At 40.3% G+C, this 21,168-nt stretch carries 20 protein-coding genes; 14 read left to right on the forward strand and 6 right to left on the reverse strand.

The features are described from left to right. Nucleotides 1–9: 9 nt before the first annotated feature. The 3 genes from serS to HT720_RS00530 all read right to left on the reverse strand — a co-directional run bounded on the left by serS (nucleotide 10) and on the right by HT720_RS00530 (nucleotide 3,236). Nucleotides 10–1,284 carry a serine--tRNA ligase gene (gene serS, locus HT720_RS00520; protein WP_173274398.1) on the reverse strand — a complete coding sequence of 425 codons (1,275 nt, stop codon included), beginning with the start codon at nucleotides 1,282–1,284 and terminating at the stop codon, nucleotides 10–12. A gap of 213 nt (nucleotides 1,285–1,497) precedes the next feature. Continuing rightward, nucleotides 1,498–1,869, reverse strand: coding sequence for a DUF956 family protein (locus HT720_RS00525; RefSeq protein ID WP_000079358.1), 372 nt, complete (start codon nucleotides 1,867–1,869; stop codon nucleotides 1,498–1,500). 2 nt (nucleotides 1,870–1,871) lie between these two features. Continuing rightward, the gene (locus HT720_RS00530; protein ID WP_000869666.1) at nucleotides 1,872–3,236 is read right to left on the reverse strand and encodes an aspartate kinase; all 1,365 of its coding nucleotides are present in this window, start codon (nucleotides 3,234–3,236) and stop codon (nucleotides 1,872–1,874) included. A 371-nt stretch (nucleotides 3,237–3,607) separates the two neighbouring features. Here HT720_RS00530 and HT720_RS00535 point away from each other — a divergent pair, with 371 nt between their 5' ends. From HT720_RS00535 to HT720_RS00595, 13 genes are all read left to right on the forward strand, one after another. Next, nucleotides 3,608–4,393 carry an enoyl-CoA hydratase gene (locus HT720_RS00535; protein ID WP_061439805.1) on the forward strand — a complete coding sequence of 262 codons (786 nt, stop codon included), beginning with the start codon at nucleotides 3,608–3,610 and terminating at the stop codon, nucleotides 4,391–4,393. A 92-nt stretch (nucleotides 4,394–4,485) separates the two neighbouring features. Beyond that, nucleotides 4,486–4,920 carry a MarR family transcriptional regulator gene (locus HT720_RS00540; protein ID WP_000386353.1) on the forward strand — a complete coding sequence of 145 codons (435 nt, stop codon included), beginning with the start codon at nucleotides 4,486–4,488 and terminating at the stop codon, nucleotides 4,918–4,920. After that, a complete protein-coding gene (locus tag HT720_RS00545) occupies nucleotides 4,920–5,894 on the forward strand; it encodes a beta-ketoacyl-ACP synthase III (RefSeq protein ID WP_050390446.1) in 975 nt (324 codons plus the stop codon). The genes HT720_RS00540 and HT720_RS00545 overlap by 1 nt, the downstream gene beginning before the upstream one ends. A gap of 58 nt (nucleotides 5,895–5,952) precedes the next feature. Continuing rightward, complete coding sequence (locus HT720_RS00550) at nucleotides 5,953–6,177, forward strand: acyl carrier protein (protein WP_000257838.1); 225 nt, start codon at nucleotides 5,953–5,955, stop codon at nucleotides 6,175–6,177. A gap of 116 nt (nucleotides 6,178–6,293) precedes the next feature. Next, nucleotides 6,294–7,268: an enoyl-[acyl-carrier-protein] reductase FabK gene (gene fabK, locus HT720_RS00555; protein WP_112444397.1), complete on the forward strand. Its 975-nt coding sequence runs from the start codon at nucleotides 6,294–6,296 to the stop codon at nucleotides 7,266–7,268. Then, nucleotides 7,261–8,184: an ACP S-malonyltransferase gene (gene fabD, locus HT720_RS00560; RefSeq protein ID WP_173274399.1), complete on the forward strand. Its 924-nt coding sequence runs from the start codon at nucleotides 7,261–7,263 to the stop codon at nucleotides 8,182–8,184. Before fabK ends, fabD begins: the two co-directional genes overlap by 8 nt. A 40-nt stretch (nucleotides 8,185–8,224) precedes the next feature. Continuing rightward, complete coding sequence (gene fabG, locus HT720_RS00565) at nucleotides 8,225–8,956, forward strand: 3-oxoacyl-[acyl-carrier-protein] reductase (RefSeq protein WP_173274400.1); 732 nt, start codon at nucleotides 8,225–8,227, stop codon at nucleotides 8,954–8,956. A gap of 21 nt (nucleotides 8,957–8,977) precedes the next feature. Then, on the forward strand, nucleotides 8,978–10,213 hold the full coding sequence (gene fabF, locus HT720_RS00570) for a beta-ketoacyl-ACP synthase II (RefSeq protein WP_173274401.1): 1,236 nt from the start codon (nucleotides 8,978–8,980) through the stop codon (nucleotides 10,211–10,213). 2 nt (nucleotides 10,214–10,215) lie between these two features. Further along, nucleotides 10,216–10,701, forward strand: a complete 486-nt coding sequence (gene accB, locus HT720_RS00575; RefSeq protein WP_173274402.1) for an acetyl-CoA carboxylase biotin carboxyl carrier protein — start codon at nucleotides 10,216–10,218, stop codon at nucleotides 10,699–10,701. Continuing rightward, the gene (fabZ, locus tag HT720_RS00580; RefSeq protein ID WP_050086899.1) at nucleotides 10,698–11,120 is read left to right on the forward strand and encodes a 3-hydroxyacyl-ACP dehydratase FabZ; all 423 of its coding nucleotides are present in this window, start codon (nucleotides 10,698–10,700) and stop codon (nucleotides 11,118–11,120) included. Before accB ends, fabZ begins: the two co-directional genes overlap by 4 nt. Before the next feature lie 11 nt (nucleotides 11,121–11,131). Continuing rightward, nucleotides 11,132–12,499, forward strand: a complete 1,368-nt coding sequence (accC, locus tag HT720_RS00585; RefSeq protein WP_173274403.1) for an acetyl-CoA carboxylase biotin carboxylase subunit — start codon at nucleotides 11,132–11,134, stop codon at nucleotides 12,497–12,499. Between the two features lie 36 nt (nucleotides 12,500–12,535). Further along, complete coding sequence (gene accD / locus HT720_RS00590) at nucleotides 12,536–13,402, forward strand: acetyl-CoA carboxylase, carboxyltransferase subunit beta (protein WP_173274404.1); 867 nt, start codon at nucleotides 12,536–12,538, stop codon at nucleotides 13,400–13,402. Beyond that, nucleotides 13,399–14,166: an acetyl-CoA carboxylase carboxyl transferase subunit alpha gene (locus HT720_RS00595; protein WP_173274405.1), complete on the forward strand. Its 768-nt coding sequence runs from the start codon at nucleotides 13,399–13,401 to the stop codon at nucleotides 14,164–14,166. Before accD ends, HT720_RS00595 begins: the two co-directional genes overlap by 4 nt. Before the next feature lie 202 nt (nucleotides 14,167–14,368). Here the strand turns inward: HT720_RS00595 and nusB are convergent, their stop codons facing one another. Genes nusB through efp form a run of 3 tightly spaced genes read right to left on the reverse strand, consistent with a single transcriptional unit; the run spans nucleotide 14,369 to nucleotide 15,758 of the window. Further along, complete coding sequence (gene nusB, locus HT720_RS00600; RefSeq protein ID WP_000203634.1) at nucleotides 14,369–14,794, reverse strand: transcription antitermination factor NusB; 426 nt, start codon at nucleotides 14,792–14,794, stop codon at nucleotides 14,369–14,371. Beyond that, nucleotides 14,787–15,176, reverse strand: a complete 390-nt coding sequence (locus HT720_RS00605) for an Asp23/Gls24 family envelope stress response protein (RefSeq protein ID WP_050242198.1) — start codon at nucleotides 15,174–15,176, stop codon at nucleotides 14,787–14,789. Before HT720_RS00605 ends, nusB begins: the two co-directional genes overlap by 8 nt. A gap of 21 nt (nucleotides 15,177–15,197) precedes the next feature. Next, a complete protein-coding gene (efp, locus tag HT720_RS00610) occupies nucleotides 15,198–15,758 on the reverse strand; it encodes an elongation factor P (protein WP_000568643.1) in 561 nt (186 codons plus the stop codon). Nucleotides 15,759–15,971: 213 nt separating this feature from the next. Here efp and HT720_RS00615 point away from each other — a divergent pair. Continuing rightward, the coding region (locus HT720_RS00615; protein ID WP_173274406.1) for a MucBP domain-containing protein at nucleotides 15,972–21,168 on the forward strand (5,197 nt) is incomplete at its 3' end.

A 21,168-nucleotide genomic window follows, 5' to 3' on the forward strand; every position in this document is an offset into this window, starting at 1 on the left:
CCTTATTTTTTATGGTTTGATAACTTCAGCTCCACCCATGTATGGACGAAGAGCTTCTGGAATAGTTACAGAACCATCTTCATTTTGGTAGTTTTCAAGAATAGCAGCCACTGTACGTCCAACTGCAAGTCCAGAACCGTTCAAGGTATGGAGCAATTTTACCTTGCCATCAGCTTCATCACGGTAACGGATTTGGGCACGACGGGCTTGGAAATCTTCTGTGTTTGAACAGCTTGAGATTTCACGGTAGGTATTTTGCGCTGGAATCCAAACTTCCAAGTCGTAAGTCTTGGCAGCTGAGAAGCCCATATCTCCTGTAGAGAGCACAACGACACGGTATGGAAGGTTGAGTTTTTGAAGAATGTTTTCAGCGTTGGCCGTCATTTTTTCCAATTCTTCGTAAGATTCTTCTGGTTTGGCAAATTTGACCATTTCAACCTTGTGGAATTGGTGCAAACGAATCAAGCCACGAGTATCACGACCAGCTGAACCAGCCTCAGAACGGAAAGAAGGACTCATAGCAGTGAAGTAGATTGGCAGGTCTTTACCGTCCAGGATTTCATCACGGTAGTAGTTTGTCAGAGGAACTTCAGCTGTAGGAATAAGGACATAATTGCTGTCGCTGAGTTCAAAAGTGTCTTCCTTGAATTTTGGATATTGACCAGTACCAAACATAGAGTCATGGTTAACCATGTAAGGCGTGATGACTTCCGTATAGCCTTCCTTTCCATGCTCATCCAACATAAAGTTGTAGATAGCACGTTCCAAACGAGCACCGAGGCCTTTATAGAAGAGGAAGCGAGCTCCTGTTACCTTACCACCGCGTTCCCAGTCAAGGATGCCAAGGTCTTCACCAAGATCCCAGTGAGCTTTAGGTTCGAAGTCAAACTCGCGTGGAGTCCCCCAACTGCGAACTTCCACATTGTCATCTTCATCAGCCCCAACAGGAACACTGTCAGCTGGGATGTTAGGAAGAGTCGTTGTAAATTCTGTCAATTTAGCATCGATGTCTGCCAATTCAGCATCCAAGGCTTTGACCTCAGCAGATAGAGTTTGCATGGCAGCAATCTTGTCATCTGCATTTTCCTTGTTGCGCTTAGCTTGGGCAATCTCAGCAGAAACTGTGTTGCGTTCTGCTTTTAAAGTTTCAACCTTGACCAAGATGTCACGACGTTTAGCATCGATTTCTTTCATCTCATTCAAGACAGCAGCATCTACACCACGTGTAGCCAATTTTTCTGCGACAGCATCAAAATCTGTACGAATACGTTTGATATCTAACATAAGAACTCCTTTATGAAAAAAGCACACCTGACAAAGCGTTGGAGTGGCAGGGCCACGGTTCCATCCAACTTCACAGGTGTGCACTTGATTGTGTATGTAATTGTTACTAACGGTAGAATTTCACCTATCCCTCCTATCTGCTCGCAGCATCCGCAGACTTTCTGAAAGAAGAAGATAACCTACTTATCCGTTGCTATGATTATACTAAAGTTTCTACTTTTTTGCAAATAGATTTTTAAATTTTTGGCTAATTGTCTGAATCAGGGTCGGAAGTTTGACGACCTTGTCATTCCCCAGTTTTTCACGAGCAATTTTGAGAATGGCACCTGAATCTTTTGAAGCAAAGAGGAATTTTCCTTTGTCTGTAAAGACTTCGAAGTGGCGACTGATTTTCCTCCCAGTGACATTGGCTCCAATCTGGTTGATATGGCTCCAAGGAATCTGGATAAATTGTTCGACATTGACATCGGGGTAAAATTCTAAGGCCTGATCTCCGACCAGGAATTTCCCAACTTTCCCAGCGATAGAGAGGTAGGAAGTGCCTGTCGTGCTGAGAAGCACTGTTTTGTTAAGAGATTGGGCCATGATTAGTCTTCCTTACTTTCGCCGAAAAAGGCATTGTAGAGGGCTTTAATTGCTGCTTTTTCTTGGTCTTTATTGACAACGAACATGATAGAAACTTCACTAGAACCTTGAGACATCATCTGGATATTGATCTTATTTTCAGATAGAGCGCGAGTTGCAGTAGCAGTCACTCCGATATGACTCTTCATCTTTTCTCCAACAATCATAATGATAGAAAGGTCGTGTTCGATTTCTGCATGGTCCACCTCAGCCTTTTGAACCAACTGACGAAGGATTTCTTCTTCCTTGATAGGAGTTAGTTCGCGAGAACGGAGAATGATTGAAAGATCGTCGATACCTGTTGGCATATGTTCCCAGCCGATGTTAAGGTCTTCAAGGATTTGCAGAACCTTGCGTCCAAATCCAACCTCACGGTTCATGAGGTATTTCGACATGTTAATGCTGACAAAGCCTGAGTCACCAGCAATTCCCACAACTGGAAATTCATCACTACTGTGTTTTAGAACGATACGAGTACCTGGATGGTCAGGGTTGTTGGTATTCTTGATAACGAGAGGAATTTTTCCACGGTAGGCAGGAAGAAGCGCTTCGTCATGAAGGACTGAGAATCCTGCATAGGCCAACTCACGCATTTCACGGTAGGTTAACTCAGGGATTGAGTGTGGTTGGTGAATAATACCAGGGTGGGCTGCAAAGATACCATCAACGTCTGTAAAGTTTTCATAGAGGTCTGCCTTAACACCGGCAGCAATGATAGAACCTGTAATGTCTGATCCTCCACGTGAGAAGGTACAGATTTGATTTTCCTTGGTAACTCCAAAGAAACCAGGAATGACAAGGACTTCATTTGTATTTGTCAATTCTTCAATCTTGTCATAACTTGATGGAATGATGCGAGCGTGACCAGGTTCACTTGTGACCACAATACCAGCTTCTCTAGGGTGCACATAGCGTGCATCAATCCCGTTTTGATTAAAGTAGGCAGCAATCAATTTAGCATTGTTATTTTCACCAGCTGCTAGGAAAGTATCGTAGAGAAATTCATTTTCTTCGATAGGAAGAGTGGCTAAGGCACGAATGCTTTTGGAAATTTTTTCTAGCACAGCTGGTTTAAGACCTAGTTCACTAACCATCGCAGCATAGCGGTCGATAATCCAGTTTTGGCTCTTGCTAATATCGTTACCAGCAACATAGTCGCGGTAGTATTTAATCAAGGCATCCGTAACCTTAGTATCTTCAGCATTGCGTTTACCAGGGGCAGAAACGACTACAAAACGACGCTCTGAATCGCTTTTGACGATGTTTAAAACTTTTTCTAATTGACTAGCAGAGGCAAGAGAGCTACCTCCAAATTTAACAACTTTCATAAGAACTCCTAAAGTAAGTATTTTATACGATTATAGCAGAAAGAAAGCCTTTTTTCAATGAAGAAAATAAGATGCTTTCTAGCCTAAAACGATGCTTTCTAATCGGCTGAGACACTTTCAGTCAATTTTTTCTTGCTTTCTGTTCCTAAAAAAGATATATTTTGAAAATAAAATAATTTAATTTTCAATGAAAATCAAAGGGCAAACTAGGAAGCTAGCCGCAGACTGCTCAAAGCACTGCTTTGAGGTTGTAAATAAGACTGATGAAGTCAGCTCAAAACACTNNCATACCTACGGCAAGGCGAAGCTGACGTGGTTTGAAGAGATTTTCGAAGAGTATAAACTGCTTATAAAAATAAAAAGGAGTCCTAATGGAACACATTATTTATCAGCTTGAAGAGGACTTGGCAATCCTTACCTTGAACCGTCCTGAGGTCGCAAATGGTTTTCATATTCCCATGTGTGAGGAGATTTTAGAAGCTCTGACTTTAGCAGAAGAGGATCCGGCTGTGCATTTTATCTTAATCAATGCCAATGGCAAAGTCTTTTCAGTTGGGGGAGATTTGGTAGAGATGAAGCGGGCAGTGGATGAGGATGATATTCCATCATTGACAAAAATCGCAGAGTTGGTCAATACGATTTCCTATAAAATCAAACAAATAGCCAAACCTGTTTTAATGGAAGTTGACGGTGCTGTTGCAGGTGCCGCAGCGAATATGGCTGTTGCGGCAGATTTCTGTCTTGCAACGGATAAGGCTAAGTTTATCCAAGCCTTTGTTGGCGTTGGCTTGGCTCCAGATGCAGGGGGAATTCATCTCTTGAGTCGCAGTATCGGTGTGACGCGTGCAACTCAATTAGCCATGACAGGTGAGGCTTTGACCGCAGAAAAAGCCCTAGAATGGGGGCTAGTTTACCGCGTTTCTGAAGCTGATAAACTTGAAAAGACGAGAGAACAGCTTCTTAAAAAATTAAGACGTGGTTCAAGTAATTCCTATGTAGCCATTAAGAAGTTGGTTTGGGAGAGCCAATTTAAAGACTGGCAGGATTACGCTACTTTAGAACTGAACCTACAGGAATCCTTAGCTCAAACAGAGGATTTCAAAGAGGGAGTGCGAGCTCATTCGGAGAGAAGAAGACCTAAATTTACAGGAAAATAAAAAAATACTTGCATCATTCTTTGAACTTTGATATAATTTTCTTGTCAAATGTTTTGATTGTAAAAGTTTTTTGAGAAGGAGGGAAAGAAAGATTGGACTACCAACGAATTAATGAATATTTAACATCTATATTTAACAATGTCCTTGTCATTGAGGAAGTGAGCTTGAGAGGTAGTCGTTTCAAGGATATCTCCATCAAAGAAATGCATACGATTGATGTGATTGGGAAATTCCCAGACGTGACACCAAGTCAAGTGTCAAAAGAGTTGATGGTGACTCTTGGGACCGTTACGACTAGTTTGAATAATCTCGAACGCAAGGGTTACATTGAACGCATTCGCTCAGAGCAGGATCGTCGTGTGGTGCATTTACATTTGACAAAGAAGGGTCGCTTGGTTCATAGGTTACATAAACGCTTCCACAAGGCCATGGTTGAAAAAATCATTGATGGTATGAGTAAGGAAGAAATTGATGTTATGAGCAAAGGGTTGACCAATCTTTATCAATTTTTGGAGGATTTGAAATAATGGCTTTTGCAAAAATAAGCCAGGTTGCTCATTATGTGCCAGAGCAAGTGGTTACAAATCACGACTTGGCTCAGATTATGGATACCAATGATGAGTGGATTTCAAGTCGGACGGGAATACGACAAAGGCATATTTCAAGAACAGAATCTACCAGTGATTTGGCTACAGAGGTTGCTAAGAAACTGATGGCAAAAGCTGGAATCACAGGAGAGGAGCTGGATTTTATCATCCTAGCTACCATTACTCCTGATTCGATGATGCCCTCTACAGCTGCTCGTGTTCAAGCTAATATTGGTGCTAATAAGGCCTTTGCTTTTGACCTAACAGCTGCTTGCAGTGGATTTGTATTTGCTCTTTCAACTGCTGAAAAGTTTATCGCTTCCGGTCGCTTTCAAAAAGGCTTGGTGATTGGTAGTGAAACCCTCTCTAAGGCAGTCGATTGGTCAGACCGATCAACAGCTGTGTTGTTTGGAGATGGTGCTGGTGGTGTCTTGCTAGAAGCTAGCGATAAGCAACATTTCCTAGCGGAGAGTCTCAATAGTGATGGGAGTCGTAGTGAGTGTCTGACGTATGGACATTCAGGGTTACATTCTCCATTTTCAGATCAAGAAAATGCAGATTCATTTTTGAAGATGGATGGACGCGCAGTCTTTGATTTTGCCATTCGAGATGTAGCCAAGTCTATCAAACAGACTATTGACGAGTCTCCTATAGAGGCGACAGACTTGGATTATCTGCTACTGCATCAGGCTAATATCCGTATTTTGGATAAGATGGCTAGAAAAATTGGTGTCGACCGAGACAAACTTCCAGCCAATATGATGGAATATGGCAATACCAGTGCAGCCAGTATCCCGATTTTACTTTCAGAGTGTGTAGAACAAGGTCTCATCCCTTTAGATGGTAGCCAGACTGTTCTGCTATCAGGCTTCGGTGGAGGCTTGACCTGGGGCACGCTCATTCTTACAATTTAGGTAATCATGTGGTGAACACATTGTTATAAAAAACTATTTATTTTAAAGGAGTCCTATCATGGCAGTATTTGAAAAAGTACAAGAAATTATCGTTGAAGAACTTGGAAAAGATGCATCAGAAGTAACACTTGAATCAACTTTTGATGATTTGGACGCAGATTCATTGGACTTGTTCCAAGTAATCTCAGAAATCGAAGATGCTTTTGATATTCAAATCGAAGCAGAAGATGACTTGAAAACAGTTGGTGACTTGGTTGCCTATGTTGAAGAGCAAACAAAATAAGCAGAATACAAATAGAAGGAGTAGGGAAACCCGCTCCCTCTTGTTTAGGCAATAGTTTGATTGTCAAATTATGACAGTATCGAACTATTACGTAAGCAAGAAACGATGGAGGCACTATGAAAACGCGTATTACAGAATTATTGAATATTGAGTATCCTATTTTCCAAGGAGGAATGGCTTGGGTTGCTGATGGTGATTTGGCAGGGGCTGTTTCTAAAGCTGGAGGACTAGGGATTATCGGTGGGGGAAATGCCCCGAAAGAAGTTGTCAAGGCAAATATTGATAAGATCAAATCATTGACGGATAAACCCTTTGGTGTCAACATCATGCTCTTGTCTCCCTTTGTGGAAGATATTGTAGATCTCGTTATCGAGGAAGGTGTTAAGGTAGTGACAACAGGTGCAGGAAATCCTGGTAAATACATGGAACGTTTCCATGAAGCAGGGATTACAGTTATTCCTGTTGTACCAAGCGTTGCCCTAGCTAAACGAATGGAAAAAATTGGTGCGGACGCTGTTATCGCAGAAGGAATGGAAGCTGGGGGACATATCGGTAAATTAACAACAATGACCTTGGTGCGTCAAGTGGCGGCAGCTGTATCTATTCCTGTTATTGCTGCAGGAGGAATTGCGGATGGTGAAGGTGCTGCGGCTGGCTTTATGTTAGGTGCAGAGGCTGTTCAGGTTGGAACGCGTTTTGTCGTTGCAAAAGAGTCTAATGCTCATCCAAATTACAAGGCCAAGATTTTAAAAGCTAGAGATATTGATACTACGATTTCAGCCCAACACTTTGGGCATGCTGTTCGAGCTATTAAAAACCAATTGACTCGTGATTTTGAAAAAGCTGAAAAAGATGCCTTTAAACAAGAAAATCCTGATTTAGAAATCTTTGAACAAATGGGAGCAGGTGCCCTAGCCAAAGCAGTTGTTCACGGAGATGTGGATGGTGGATCTGTTATGGCAGGTCAAATTGCGGGGCTTGTTTCCAAAGAAGAAACCGTTGAAGAAATCCTAAAAGATTTGTATTACGGAGCAGCTAAGAAAATTCAAGAAGAAGCCTCTCGTTGGGCAGGAGTTGTAAGAAATGACTAAAACAGCCTTTTTATTTGCTGGTCAAGGTGCCCAGTATCTAGGTATGGGCCGTAATCTCTATGATCACTACCCTATTGTCAAAGAAACGATTGATCAAGCAAGTCAGGTACTTGGTTATGATTTACGTCATCTCATTGATAGGGAAGAAGCAAAACTCAATCAGACTCGTTATACGCAACCAGCCATTTTAGCGACTTCAGTTGCTATCTACCGTTTATTACAAGAAAAGGGCTATCAGCCTGATATGGTTGCTGGTTTGTCTCTTGGAGAATACTCTGCCTTGGTGGCCAGTGGCGCCTTGGATTTTGAAGATGCGGTAGCCTTGGTTGCTAAGCGTGGAGCATTCATGGAAGAAGCGGCTCCTGCTGGCTCTGGCAAGATGGTGGCTGTTCTCAATACACCAGTAGAGGTCATTGAAGAAGCCTGTCAAAAAGCTTCTGAACTTGGCGTAGTTACCCCAGCCAACTATAATACACCTGCACAAATCGTGATTGGTGGAGAAGTAGTTGCAGTTGACCGAGCTGTTGAACTCTTGCAGGAAGCAGGTGCCAAACGCTTGATTCCTCTCAAGGTTTCAGGGCCTTTTCATACCGCTCTCCTTGAGTCTGCTAGCCAGAAACTAGCTGAAACTCTAGCTCAAGTAAGTTTTTCAGATTTTACTTGTCCCCTAGTCGGCAATACAGAAGCAGCTGTCATGCAAAAAGAAGACATTGCTCAACTTTTGACGCGTCAGGTCAAGGAGCCAGTTCGTTTCTATGAAAGTATTGCAGTTATGCAAGAAGTAGGCGTAACCAACTTTATCGAGATTGGACCGGGGAAAGTTTTGTCAGGCTTTGTCAAAAAAATTGATAAAACGGTTAAACTAGCCAATGTTGAAGATCAGGCGAGTTTGGAAGCCTTGCTAGAAAACGAGTAATCCCTTCTCCCATAAATACAAGAGGAAACAGGAGAAAAGAATGCAACTAAAAAATAAAAATATCTTTGTTACAGGTTCGAGTCGTGGTATTGGTCTTGCCATTGCCCATAAGTTTGCTCAAGCAGGAGCCAATATCGTATTAAATAGTCGTGGGGCGATCTCAGAGGACTTGCTTGCCGAATTTGCAGACTATGGTGTCAAGGTGGTTCCCATTTCAGGAGACGTGTCGGATTTTGCAGACGCTAAGCGTATGGTTGAGCAAGCTATTGCTGAGCTGGGTTCAGTAGATGTTTTGGTTAACAATGCAGGAATTACCCAAGATACCCTTATGATTAAGATGACAGAAGCGGATTTTGAAAAAGTGCTCAAGGTTAATCTGACTGGAGCTTTTAACATGACACAATCAGTCTTGAAACCGATGATAAAAGCCAGAGAAGGTGCTATCATCAATATGTCTAGTGTTGTTGGTTTGATGGGAAATATTGGTCAAGCTAACTATGCTGCTTCTAAGGCTGGTTTGATTGGTTTTACCAAGTCTGTGGCGCGTGAAGTGGCCAATCGCAATATCAGAGTTAATGCTATTGCACCAGGAATGATTGAGTCTGATATGACAGCTGTCCTATCAGACAAGGTAAAAGATGCCATGCTAGCGCAAATTCCTATGAAAGCATTTGGGCAGGCGGAGCAGGTTGCAGATTTGACAGTATTTTTAGCAGGCCAAGATTATCTAACTGGTCAAGTGGTTGCCATTGATGGCGGCCTCAGTATGTAGCAGAAGCTAGAGGTAAAAAAGATGAAACTAAATCGCGTAGTAGTAACAGGTTATGGAGTGACATCTCCAATCGGAAATACACCAGAAAAATTTTGGAATAGTTTGACAACTGGAAAAATCGGAATTGGTCCAATTACAAAATTTGATCATAGTGACTTTGATGTGCATAATGCGGCAGAAATCCAAGATTTTCCATTTGATAAATACTTTGTAAAGAAAGATACCAATCGTTTTGATAACTACTCTTTATATGCCTTGTATGCGGCTCAAGAAGCTGTTAATCATGCCAATTTGGATGTAGAGGCTCTTGATAAAGATCGTTTTGGTGTTATTGTGGCCTCTGGTATTGGTGGAATTAAGGAAATTGAAGATCAAGTGCTTCGTCTCAACGAAAAAGGACCAAAACGTGTGAAACCATTGACCCTTCCAAAAGCCTTGCCAAATATGGCTTCAGGAAATGTTGCTATGCGTTTTGGAGCAAACGGTGTTTGTAAATCCATCAATACTGCCTGCGCTTCATCAAATGATGCGATTGGGGATGCCTTCCGCTCAATTAAATTTGGTTTCCAAGATGTTATGTTGGTAGGTGGTTCAGAAGCCTCTATCACACCTTTTGCTATTGCTGGTTTCCAAGCCTTGACAGCTCTCTCTACTACAGAGGACCCAACTCGTGCTTCCATTCCATTTGATAAGGACCGTAATGGGTTTGTCATGGGTGAAGGTTCTGGGATGTTGGTTCTTGAAAGCCTTGAACACGCCGAAAAACGTGGCGCTACTATCCTTGCTGAAGTGGTTGGTTACGGAAATACTTGTGATGCCTACCATATGACTTCACCACATCCAGAAGGTCAGGGAGCTATCAAGGCCATCAAATTAGCCTTGGAGGAAGCTGAGATTTCCCCAGAACAAGTAGCCTATGTCAATGCTCACGGAACATCAACTCCTGCTAATGAAAAAGGAGAAAGTGGTGCGATCGTGGCTGTTCTTGGTAAGGAAGTACCTGTATCATCAACTAAGTCTTTCACAGGACATTTGCTGGGTGCTGCGGGTGCAGTAGAAGCTATCGTAACAATCGAGGCTATGCGTCATAACTTTGTACCAATGACAGCTGGAACAAGTGAAGTATCAGATTATATCGAAGCCAATGTCGTTTATGGACAAGGCTTGGAGCAAGAAATTCCATACGCTATTTCAAATACCTTTGGTTTTGGTGGCCATAATGCAGTTCTTGCTTTCAAACGTTGGGAGAATAAATAAGTATGAATTTAAACGATATTAAAGACTTGATGGCTCAATTTGACCAGTCAAGTTTGAGAGAATTTTCTTATAAAAATGGGACGGATGAGTTGCAGTTTAGCAAGAATGAAGCGAGACTGGTGCCTGAAGTTGCACCTCAAGTTACTCCAGCACCCATTCTAGCAACACCGAGTCCAGTAGCTCCTACATCTGCTCCATCAGAGACTGTAACAGAAGAGGTTCCAGCTCCAGCTGAAGCAAGTGTGGCTGCTGAGGGAGATCTTGTAGAAAGCCCACTTGTTGGGGTGGCTTACTTGGCTGCTGGCCCAGATAAACCTGCCTTCGTTACAGTTGGTGATACTGTTAAAAAGGGTCAAACACTGGTCATCATCGAAGCTATGAAAGTCATGAATGAAATCCCAGCTCCTAAGGATGGTGTGGTAACGGAAATTCTCGTTTCTAACGAAGAAATGGTTGAGTTTGGTAAAGGATTGGTACGAATCAAATGATCGATATTCAAGGAATCAAAGAAGCCCTTCCCCACCGTTATCCTATGCTCCTAGTGGACCGTGTCTTGGAAGTGAGCGAGGATACTATTGTTGCTATTAAAAATGTGACCATCAATGAGCCCTTCTTTAATGGTCATTTCCCTCAATACCCAGTTATGCCAGGTGTTTTGATTATGGAAGCCTTGGCGCAAACAGCTGGTGTCTTGGAGTTGTCAAAACCTGAAAATAAAGGGAAACTGGTCTTTTACGCTGGTATGGACAAGGTCAAATTCAAGAAGCAAGTTGTACCAGGCGACCAATTGGTTATGACGGCAACGTTTATAAAACGTCGTGGCACGATTGCTGTGGTTGAAGCAAAGGCTGAAGTGGATGGCAAGCTTGCGGCCAGTGGTACTCTTACCTTTGCAATTGGGAACTAAGGAGGTTCTCCATGTTTCGAAAAATTTTAATTGCCAATCGTGGTGAAATTGCGGTTCGTATTATTCGTGCGGCGCGTGAATTGGGCATTGCGACCGTAGCAGTCTATTCAACTGCTGATAAGGAAGCCCTTCATACTCTTTTAGCAGATGAAGCAGTTTGTATCGGCCCTGGTAAGGCAACAGAGTCTTATCTCAATATCAATGCGGTTCTATCAGCTGCAGTCTTGACTGAGGCAGAAGCTATTCACCCTGGTTTTGGCTTTCTCAGTGAAAATTCCAAATTTGCGACCATGTGTGAAGAGGTAGGGATCAAGTTTATCGGTCCATCTGGCCATGTTATGGATATGATGGGGGATAAGATCAATGCGCGTGCTCAGATGATTAAAGCAGGAGTGCCTGTCATTCCAGGTTCAGATGGAGAAGTACATAACTCTGAAGAAGCTTTGATTGTTGCTGAAAAAATTGGCTATCCTGTTATGCTCAAGGCTTCAGCGGGTGGAGGTGGTAAAGGGATTCGTAAGGTTGAAAAACCAGAAGACCTCGTTTCAGCCTTTGAAACTGCCTCTAGTGAAGCTAAGGCCAATTATGGCAATGGTGCCATGTACATAGAACGGGTCATCTATCCAGCTCGTCACATCGAGGTTCAAATCCTAGGAGATGAGCACGGGAATGTGATTCACTTGGGTGAACGGGATTGTTCTCTTCAACGAAATAATCAAAAGGTTTTGGAAGAAAGTCCTTCAATTGCAATCGGAAAAACGCTGCGTCATGAAATTGGTTCTGCTGCTGTTCGAGCTGCAGAGTCTGTTGGCTATGAGAATGCAGGGACCATTGAGTTTCTTCTTGATGAAGCAAGTGGCAATTTCTATTTCATGGAAATGAATACTCGTGTACAAGTAGAACATCCAGTAACAGAGTTTGTTTCAGGTGTGGATATCGTTAAGGAACAGATTCGCATTGCGGCAGGTCAGCCCCTGTCTGTTAAGCAAGAAGATATTGTTCTAAGAGGGCATGCCATCGAGTGTCGTATCAATGCAGAAAATCCAGCCTTTAACTTTGCTCCAAGTCCAGGTAAGATTACTAATCTATATCTGCCAAGTGGTGGAGTTGGCTTACGCGTGGATTCAGCAGTTTATCCAGGCTATACTATTCCGCCCTATTATGATAGTATGATTGCCAAAATCATCGTACACGGCGAAAATCGTTTTGACGCCTTGATGAAAATGCAACGTGCCCTCTATGAATTAGAGATTGAAGGAGTGCAGACCAATGCAGATTTCCAGCTTTACCTCATTTCAGATCGCAATGTCATTGCTGGGGATTATGATACTTCCTTCTTGATGGAAACCTTCTTACCTAAATATCAAGAAAAAGAATAAAATGACTTTAAGAGTTTAAACCGAAAAGGGGAATCAATGGCTCTATTTAGTAAAAAAGATAAGTATATTCGAATCAATCCCAATCGTTCGGTTAGGGAAAAACCTCAAGCTAAGCCAGAGGTTCCAGATGAATTATTCTCCCAGTGTCCGGGTTGTAAGCATACCATTTATCAGAAGGATCTGGGAAGTGAGCGTATCTGTCCGCACTGTAGCTATACCTTTCGTATTTCTGCCCAAGAACGCTTGGCTTTAACGATTGATATGGGAACCTTCAAGGAATTGTTTACAGGGATTGAAAGCAAGGATCCCTTGCATTTCCCTGGTTATCAAAAGAAATTAGCAGCTATGCGTGAAAAAACAGGTCTGGATGAAGCGGTTGTGACAGGAACAGCTCTTATTAAAGGTCAGACTGTAGCTCTGGGGATAATGGATTCCAACTTTATCATGGCTTCTATGGGTACGGTTGTAGGTGAAAAAATTACTCGATTGTTTGAGTATGCGACTGTCGAACAATTGCCAGTTGTCCTCTTCACAGCCTCTGGTGGCGCCCGTATGCAGGAAGGAATCATGAGTCTCATGCAGATGGCCAAGATTTCCGCAGCAGTTAAACGCCATTCAAATGCTGGTCTCTTTTACCTGACCATTTTGACAGATCCAACGACAGGTGGTGTGACAGCTTCTTTCGCTATGGAAGGCGATATCATTTTAGCTGAACCACAAAGTTTGGTTGGTTTTGCTGGGCGTCGTGTCATTGAAAATACGGTTCGTGAAAGCTTGCCTGAGGATTTCCAAAAGGCAGAATTCCTATTGGAACATGGCTTTGTGGATGCGATTGTCAAAAGAAGAGACTTGCCAGATACCATTGCTAGCCTAGTCAGATTGCACGGAGGGGGTCCTAGATGAATATTGCAAAAATAGTCAGAGAAGCGCGTGAGCAGAGTCGCTTGACAAGCTTGGACTTTGCGACAGGCATTTTTGATGAATTTATCCAATTACATGGTGACCGTTCTTTTCGTGACGATGGAGCAGTTGTTGGTGGTATTGGCTGGCTTGGAGATCAAGCTGTAACAGTGGTTGGTATCCAAAAAGGCAAGAGTTTACAAGATAACCTTAAACGGAATTTTGGACAACCGCATCCAGAAGGCTATCGTAAGGCCCTGCGTTTGATGAAACAGGCTGAAAAGTTTGGTCGTCCAGTTGTGACCTTTATCAATACAGCAGGTGCCTATCCTGGTGTCGGAGCAGAAGAACGTGGTCAGGGAGAAGCAATTGCTCGCAATCTCATGGAAATGAGTGACCTGAAAGTTCCGATTATTGCTATCATTATCGGTGAAGGTGGTTCTGGTGGGGCTTTGGCTCTAGCCGTTGCGGACCGTGTTTGGATGCTGGAAAATTCTATTTATGCCATTCTCAGCCCAGAAGGCTTTGCTTCCATTTTATGGAAGGACGGCAGTCGTGCCATGGAAGCGGCAGAACTGATGAAAATCACTTCGCATGAACTGTTAGAAATGGACGTAGTAGACAAGGTGATTTCTGAAGCAGGACTTTCTAGCAAAGAACTGATTAAGAGTGTCAAAAAAGAACTCCAAACAGAGCTGGCTAGACTTTCACAAAAACCGCTAGAAGAGCTGTTGGAAGAACGTTACCAACGATTTAGAAAATACTAATACTCTTCGAAAATCTCTTCAAACCACGTCAGCTTCGCCTTGCCGTATATATGGTTACTGACTTCGTNNGATTTTCATTGAGTATAATTCTTTAGAATATGCAAAAAACTAGAACTGACTGCCAGTTCTAGTTTTTATGTGGTTCTTACTCTGTGCAGAGGGGAAAGTCAAAAGGTGCTTGGAAGACCAAACACCTTTTCGATTATTCATTTTCTTCTGTCACAAATTGACTAAGCAGTCCGTTGATAAAACGGGCTGATTTTTGATCTGAAAAATTCTTAGCGAGTTCAATGGCTTCATTGACTGCTACAAGCTGAGGTGTATCAAATGATGTAATTTCAAAGATACCCAAGCGTAGTAAGTTTTTTTCGACCAAGGTCAAGCGTTCAACTGTCCAGCCTGACTTGAGGTGCTGGTTGATTTGTTTATCCAACTCTTCTTTTTGAGCTTGGATACCAGAAACCAAGTTTAGCAGAAAGGCTGGGATTTGCACATCTGCATCTTCACGGTCATGCGTGTAGGCAAAGTGACAAGCTGTTTCCATATCTGTGCCGAATTCAAGGCTCATAAGAGCTTGAAAAGCGCATTTACGAAGTTCACGTCTGGATTCTAATAGTGGACTAGTCATTGAGGAAGTCCTCGTCAAACAGATCTTTCAACTCAGGTTTTGGTGTTTTGTCTGGAACGATTCCCGCAACGTGAATATTGACAACAGAAAGTTCCACATCAGCCATATTACGAACAGCGTCCTTAACAGCTTTTTGGATAGCCATAGCAACTTTAGGTACTTTCACACCGTACTCAAGGTAGAGATAGATGTCAGCAGTTAGCTCTTCGTTGCTTTCTTTTAAGTAGACGCCACGACCAAGAGAGAGTTTTGATAGGGTGTCAGATACGGATTTATTTGAAAATGAGTGGACACCATCAACTTTAGCAGTTGCGATGGCAATGATTTTTTCAAGTACACGTGGAGCGATAACGATTTCGCCAAATTGTTCTTCAATTCCCATAGAATGACCTCTTTCTAGAGATTAGGCACGAGAAACGTAAGTTCCTTCTGCAGTGTTGATGATCAATTTTTGTCCAGCTTCGATGAAGTCAGGAACGTTGACAACAAGTCCAGTTTCCATAGTTGCTGGTTTACCAGAACCTGTAACAGTAGCACCTTTGATAGATGGTTGTGTTTCAGCGACTGTCAATTCAACAGTAGTTGGTACAGTTACACCGATTACTTCAGTTCCGTAGAATTGGATTTTCACATCAGAGTTTTCAAGGATGTAAAGCAATTCATTTTCAACGTTTACGACAGGGATTTCGTATTGGTCGTAAGTTTCAGTGTTCATGAAGTAGGCAGTTTCATCCATTTTGTACAAGTATTGAGCTGGGACAGTTTCGATAATAGCTTGTTCGAATTTTTCTTCTGGACGGTAGCTTGTGTCAAATGTAGAACCAGTACGGACATCACGCAATTTCATACGCATGATTGTGTTTCCTTTACCTGGTTTGTGGTGGCTAGCTTCCAAAACGCGGATCAATTTTCCGTCTGCAGTTTCAAATGTCATACCAGCTTTCAATTTGCTTGCTTCAATCATGTTTTTACCTCTTTAATAAATATTATTACTCTTCATTTTACCATAAAAGGAATGAAAAAGAAAGTTGGAGGTGGGATAATGGAAATATTTACCTATATTTTTTAATGAAATTTATCAGTAAATATCTTAAAAATTTCTTTGAAATATGATACAATTTGTACAGTATATGTGTACCTAAGCGTGCATATATATATATATATAAGGTGGCAAACTATGTTTAAATTATCGAGACAACAAAAAGATCATCGTTATTTTTGTGGAAATAGATACGAAAAATATTCGATTAAAAAATTAAAAGTTGGTGCTGCGAGTGTCTTAATCGGGGCAGGATTTTTGTTTGGTTACAATGTAGATACGGTAGAAGCAGCCTCTGCTACTGAAACCACTGAAGCGGTAGTAACGAAGGATGCGGATACGGGACTAAACCAAGCTCAAGAAAATACGCAAGCAGGAACTGTCTCTGAGTCAAAATCAGATAGTGAAACAACATCAGAGTTAGCTGAACAACCAAAAATAAATGAAGAAAAGTCAGCTGAGCCAGCGATACCTGTAAAAGAAAATGAAAAAGAAGCTGAACAAGCTTCAGCAGTTTCAGAACATACTAACACTGCAGAAGCAACTGAGACAAAACCATCTATCAATTTATCTCTCTTGCAAGCAAAATTAGCTGATTTGGAAGCTCAAATTGAACGAATCCGAGGAAATAAAAAACAAGCTTCTCAAATCCAAAATGCCGAAAAACTCGTTGCAGAAGCTAAGCAATATTTAGGCACTTTGGATGCAACACAGTCAGGAGCTGATAAAAAAGCTAAAGAAATCAGCTCATTAACTTCTATCTTAAAATCAATTAAAGCTGAAGAAACACCTAAAGAAAATAAAAATCAAGATAGTCGTAATGGCAAAAAGATGGAAGAAGGAGTAAGCTTTAGAGAGGGAGTTACAAGCCAAGCTATATCCGGAGATGTTCATTTTGATAGTCATAATGGACCAACAGAAAAACAAATTCCTGTTGCAAATGAAGGGAATGGGAGTCGTTATCAAAAAGTATCTATAACTTACTCTGCATCCTCTGATGAAACGGTTGTTGATGGAAAAGTTCGTATTACAGTTCCGAAAGAATTTTTACATTCAAAATCGCAACCAGAATTTAAACACTCTACATTTGTTAAGAAAGTAGAAGATAAATCAACAGAGGCTGCTTATATTTATGAATTGAGTCTTAATCCTATGACAGGTGGAACAGTTGCAGAGAGTGAGATGATATTGCGAGTTGGTACCTCTATAAAAAACGCTCCAAGTAATGGTGATCGACTTCCTATTACTGTAGAATTAGGAACTGGTGATAATTATACGGTTTCTAAGACTATAACTGCAACGTTTGATTATTTATCTGAAATTCTTTATCGAGAATCAGATACTCGTAAAAAAGAAGTAGGAAGCTTTATTTTTGGTAATCTGTATATTGACTATACAAAATCTGAAGCTGAATGGAAATTAGGAAATGTTATTGATGGTACTTTTAAGCCTATTGAAAATGCAACGTACAAATTACCTTTTATTGCAGCAAATACAGCCTATATCCGGAATAGAGAAGCAGATGAGAATGGAACTGCTTCTCATAACGGGAATGGTCGATTGTTAAAATATGATTACACAATTAGTGGAATTCCTGACATTTTTGAAATAGCTCCAGGTATGAGAGGTAGTGATAGGTGGAAACTGGAAAATGGAGTGGCAACTTTTATACCAGAGAATGGGGTTAGTGAAGGTACTAATACTAATGATTATGCTCTTTATTTACGATTAAAAAAGGGAGTTTTGACGACATCTGATGAAATTCAAAAATATATTGATACTACACCGACTAAAGGGTATCTTCCACCAATTACTTATACTGCAGTAGGGCATCGACCAGATGGCTCAACATTTACACAAGAATTACCAAGTAACAATGCATTTCGTGTTTATGCCACAAATGGACTTTCTACTATCGGAAGCTTATATACCTATATTTGGACTCCTAGTAATCAGAAATTATATTCAAATCAATCAGATACAGATACTTTTAGGGCTTCGGTTAGATTGGAAGATTCTCAGATGAAAGGTGATGGGGGAATCTTTTCGGGTAATTTTGTTAATTACTTTATTCCGAAAGATCAGAAAGATAATTATTTTACATCTGTTAGACTAGGAGATTTTAAATATGCTAAGTTAAACGCAAATGGAACTAAATCAACTCTTAATTATACTGATGCAAGTGGAACGTTAGTAAAACCATTTAAATTATATGGAATAAATGAGCAAAATCAACCTGAATTGATTAAAGAGTACTCAAATGCAGAAGAAATGGCAACTACCATTAAACTTGATTCGTCCAAACACTATCAACATCTTGTGTTAGAACATTCAGGAATTGAAGACAAGTATTATAAAGATGGGGAAAAAATAAAAATTAAAGAATTTAATGCTTTTCTAGATGTAAAGGTACCTAGTTGGAAAGAAAAAAGTGAAGATGATAAAATTACTAGTTATAAAAATCGAATCAATTTAAGTTTCAGTGAAAATCTAACTCAAGCTTCTAATGAAGTTCGCCCACAAACAGGAAAATTTAGAGAAGCTGTTCATAATAAAACACCTTATGAGTTATCACTCGAAATGAATGTACTGAATGGCAGAGGAGTTAATAGTAAAGATATTTCTAGAGGAAAAATTCTTCCAGTAATTGTTAGTTATCATGCAACTGATTATTTTAAATCATTAAATGAAAGTGAAAATGGTGTACAAACAAGAAACCTATCAAAATTGGATCCAAATATAACTGAAACGAAAATAATGCTACTTGCAGATCCTAAAGTTCCGTTAAAAGACTTTCGTGTGACAACTGATAATCGATTATTAACAACAGATGTAGTGTATACTCCAAATGAAGGTAGAGCTTTATATGATTATGATAAAATAAAAGAAAAATATACTACTGTAATACCAACTAGAACAATTACTAACTATAAAAACACAGGAAAAACAGCATATATTTTTGATACAAAAGATTTAGGAATAACGAAATATGATGTTTCTGAGAATATAACGGCAGAGCAGGGATATAGACCTGTGGCTTTAACTTTTGAAGTTGAAAATAATGGATTAGTAGAAAGTAATACTTATAATATTGAGTCTTATTTAGTTTGGAATAGTAATTCACAAACATTAAAAGGACGAGATCGTTCGTTGAATTCGGATTATGTTGATGGGCATGAAAGTGGTAATACAATATCCAGAGCAAGTGTTGATGTAAAATTTACAAATGTTATTGAGTATTACACTGCACTTGGTATCTCAAAACCTGGAACTCCAGTTGTTCGAGGAATTATAGATGTAGTAAATGGAAATGAAGTGACCTTAACGCCAACTATTCAAAACTTAACAGATAATCCACAACAAATTAAAGAGGCAGTTGTATTAGTACCTAAAAAAGAAGCAGTTACATATTTAGAAGGACCAATTGTTGATAAATCTGATTCATGGGACGTTGTTTATACGACTTCAACTGTGGCAGATAAAACTACAGCGACATATGTAACAGCAGATCAGATTTCTAATTGGAAAGATGTAACAGCTGTAAAATATGTTTTCAAATCTGATTATCAAGTAACTAAAGAAACACCTTTTGTAGATCATTTTAATGTTAGAGTCGACCAACAAAATCCAAACTTTATCCAAAGTACATCACAAATATTTTTGAAAAATGCTTCAAATACTTGGTTAGAATCAAATGTTGTAGGTCTTAGAACAGAAGATATTAGAGGTAAAGTTATTTCTCGCTACTATACAACTAGTGGATTGGATTTATCACCAAGAGATTCTGAAGCAAGAAGAACTACCGAAGGATTTGCGAATGAGCCATACACGACCAATAAAAATGACGTTATGAATAAAAATGGACGAACTTACATTTATAAAGAGTTAGATCCAACCTCTGCAACACCATCGGGAACATATGAAAAGCAAGTCACTAAGAAAGTAACTTATTTGTATGAAGAAGCTAGGGAAGTAACTGAAACAAAAAAAGTTAAACGAACTATTAATTATTTAGAAAAAAATAACGAAACTAATGTGATTTCACAACCTGTTGAACAAGTTGTTACAGCATCGAGAAAAGTTTATACAGGAAAAGAAACAGGTCGAGTGGTAGAAGGTAATTGGGAAATTCCTGCAAATGCTAAATGGGAGTCTGTAACTTCTCCAACACCTTCAGAATGGGAAAAACCTGAGGTGAAAGTTAATGATCAATATATCGCTAAAGCGGCAATTGATGAAGTAAGAATTACACCTGAAGTCCTTAATAATGGTGATATTATTGAAAATGTATACTATGAGCGATTTGTACCAGTTGGTGGAGATGTAGTTGCAAAATATGTTATTGAAGGTACAACAACTGAATTAAAACCAGCAACAGATGTTGCTAAGGGATTAAAAGTTGGAACAGGCTATACTTCAACAGCGCCAGTAGCAGGTGAAGAATTAACAGATACTGATGGGAAAGTTTATGTATATAAAGGACATAAAGCTACATCAGCTGGAGAACAAGGTACAGTTACAGCGGATAAACAAGAAGTCGTTTATGAGTACGCACCAAAAGTAGGTGGAAACGTCGAAGTTAAATACGTCATCGCAGGAACAGAAACAAACCTAAAAGATCCAGTAGCATTAGTAACAGATGGACAAGTAGGAAGTGACTATACTGCGACGAAAGACGCAACTATAAGAAAAGAAGATGGACGAGTTTATAAGCTTGTTGAAGCAAATAATGGATTAAAAACAGGTTCAGCTGCAGAAATAGGTCAAGTATCTACAGAAAAACAAACAGTTACTTATGAGTATGTGTTGCAAAATGGAGACGTAACTGTTAAGTACGAAGACGAAGCAGGAAATGCAATTTCAACACCAAATGAATTGAAAAAAGGTGTCGAAACAGGAACAGCTTACGATACAACCCCTGCAGAGATTAAGAAAGACCGTATCCAAACAGCCGATGGCAAAGTGTACAAGCTGAAAGAGACCAAAGCAGATTCCGCTCCAGAAACTGGTAAAGTAAGTGATACCCCAGCGGTCATCACATACGTATACACATTAGAAAATGGTGACGTAACTGTTAAGTACGAAGACGAAACAGGAACAGCAATTTCAACACCAAATGAATTGAAAAAAGGTGTCGAAACAGGAACAGCTTACGATACAAGGCCAGAAGATGTTAAGAAACCAAGAATTCAAACAGCAGACGGCAAAGTATATAAACTGAAAGAGACCAAAGCAGATTCCGCTCCAGAAACTGGTAAAGTAAGTGATACCCCAGCGGTCATCACATACGTATACACATTAGAAAATGGTGACGTAACTGTTAAGTACGAAGACG

The sequence above is a fragment of the Streptococcus sp. 68 genome, from assembly GCF_013277415.1.
Lineage (GTDB): Bacteria > Bacillota > Bacilli > Lactobacillales > Streptococcaceae > Streptococcus.

Excerpts from the sequence above, each read along its gene's own strand:
- serS (WP_173274398.1), bottom strand. The coding sequence starts at position 1,284 with ATGTTAGATATCAAACGTATTCGTACAGATTTTGATGCTGTCGCAGAA.
- HT720_RS00525 (WP_000079358.1), bottom strand. The coding sequence starts at position 1,869 with ATGGCCCAATCTCTTAACAAAACAGTGCTTCTCAGCACGACAGGCACT.
- HT720_RS00530 (WP_000869666.1), bottom strand. The coding sequence starts at position 3,236 with ATGAAAGTTGTTAAATTTGGAGGTAGCTCTCTTGCCTCTGCTAGTCAA.
- HT720_RS00535 (WP_061439805.1), top strand. The coding sequence starts at position 3,608 with ATGGAACACATTATTTATCAGCTTGAAGAGGACTTGGCAATCCTTACC.
- HT720_RS00545 (WP_050390446.1), top strand. The coding sequence starts at position 4,920 with ATGGCTTTTGCAAAAATAAGCCAGGTTGCTCATTATGTGCCAGAGCAA.
- HT720_RS00550 (WP_000257838.1), top strand. The coding sequence starts at position 5,953 with ATGGCAGTATTTGAAAAAGTACAAGAAATTATCGTTGAAGAACTTGGA.
- fabK (WP_112444397.1), top strand. The coding sequence starts at position 6,294 with ATGAAAACGCGTATTACAGAATTATTGAATATTGAGTATCCTATTTTC.
- fabD (WP_173274399.1), top strand. The coding sequence starts at position 7,261 with ATGACTAAAACAGCCTTTTTATTTGCTGGTCAAGGTGCCCAGTATCTA.
- fabG (WP_173274400.1), top strand. The coding sequence starts at position 8,225 with ATGCAACTAAAAAATAAAAATATCTTTGTTACAGGTTCGAGTCGTGGT.
- fabF (WP_173274401.1), top strand. The coding sequence starts at position 8,978 with ATGAAACTAAATCGCGTAGTAGTAACAGGTTATGGAGTGACATCTCCA.
- accB (WP_173274402.1), top strand. The coding sequence starts at position 10,216 with ATGAATTTAAACGATATTAAAGACTTGATGGCTCAATTTGACCAGTCA.
- fabZ (WP_050086899.1), top strand. The coding sequence starts at position 10,698 with ATGATCGATATTCAAGGAATCAAAGAAGCCCTTCCCCACCGTTATCCT.
- accC (WP_173274403.1), top strand. The coding sequence starts at position 11,132 with ATGTTTCGAAAAATTTTAATTGCCAATCGTGGTGAAATTGCGGTTCGT.
- accD (WP_173274404.1), top strand. The coding sequence starts at position 12,536 with ATGGCTCTATTTAGTAAAAAAGATAAGTATATTCGAATCAATCCCAAT.
- HT720_RS00595 (WP_173274405.1), top strand. The coding sequence starts at position 13,399 with ATGAATATTGCAAAAATAGTCAGAGAAGCGCGTGAGCAGAGTCGCTTG.
- nusB (WP_000203634.1), bottom strand. The coding sequence starts at position 14,794 with ATGACTAGTCCACTATTAGAATCCAGACGTGAACTTCGTAAATGCGCT.
- HT720_RS00605 (WP_050242198.1), bottom strand. The coding sequence starts at position 15,176 with ATGGGAATTGAAGAACAATTTGGCGAAATCGTTATCGCTCCACGTGTA.
- efp (WP_000568643.1), bottom strand. The coding sequence starts at position 15,758 with ATGATTGAAGCAAGCAAATTGAAAGCTGGTATGACATTTGAAACTGCA.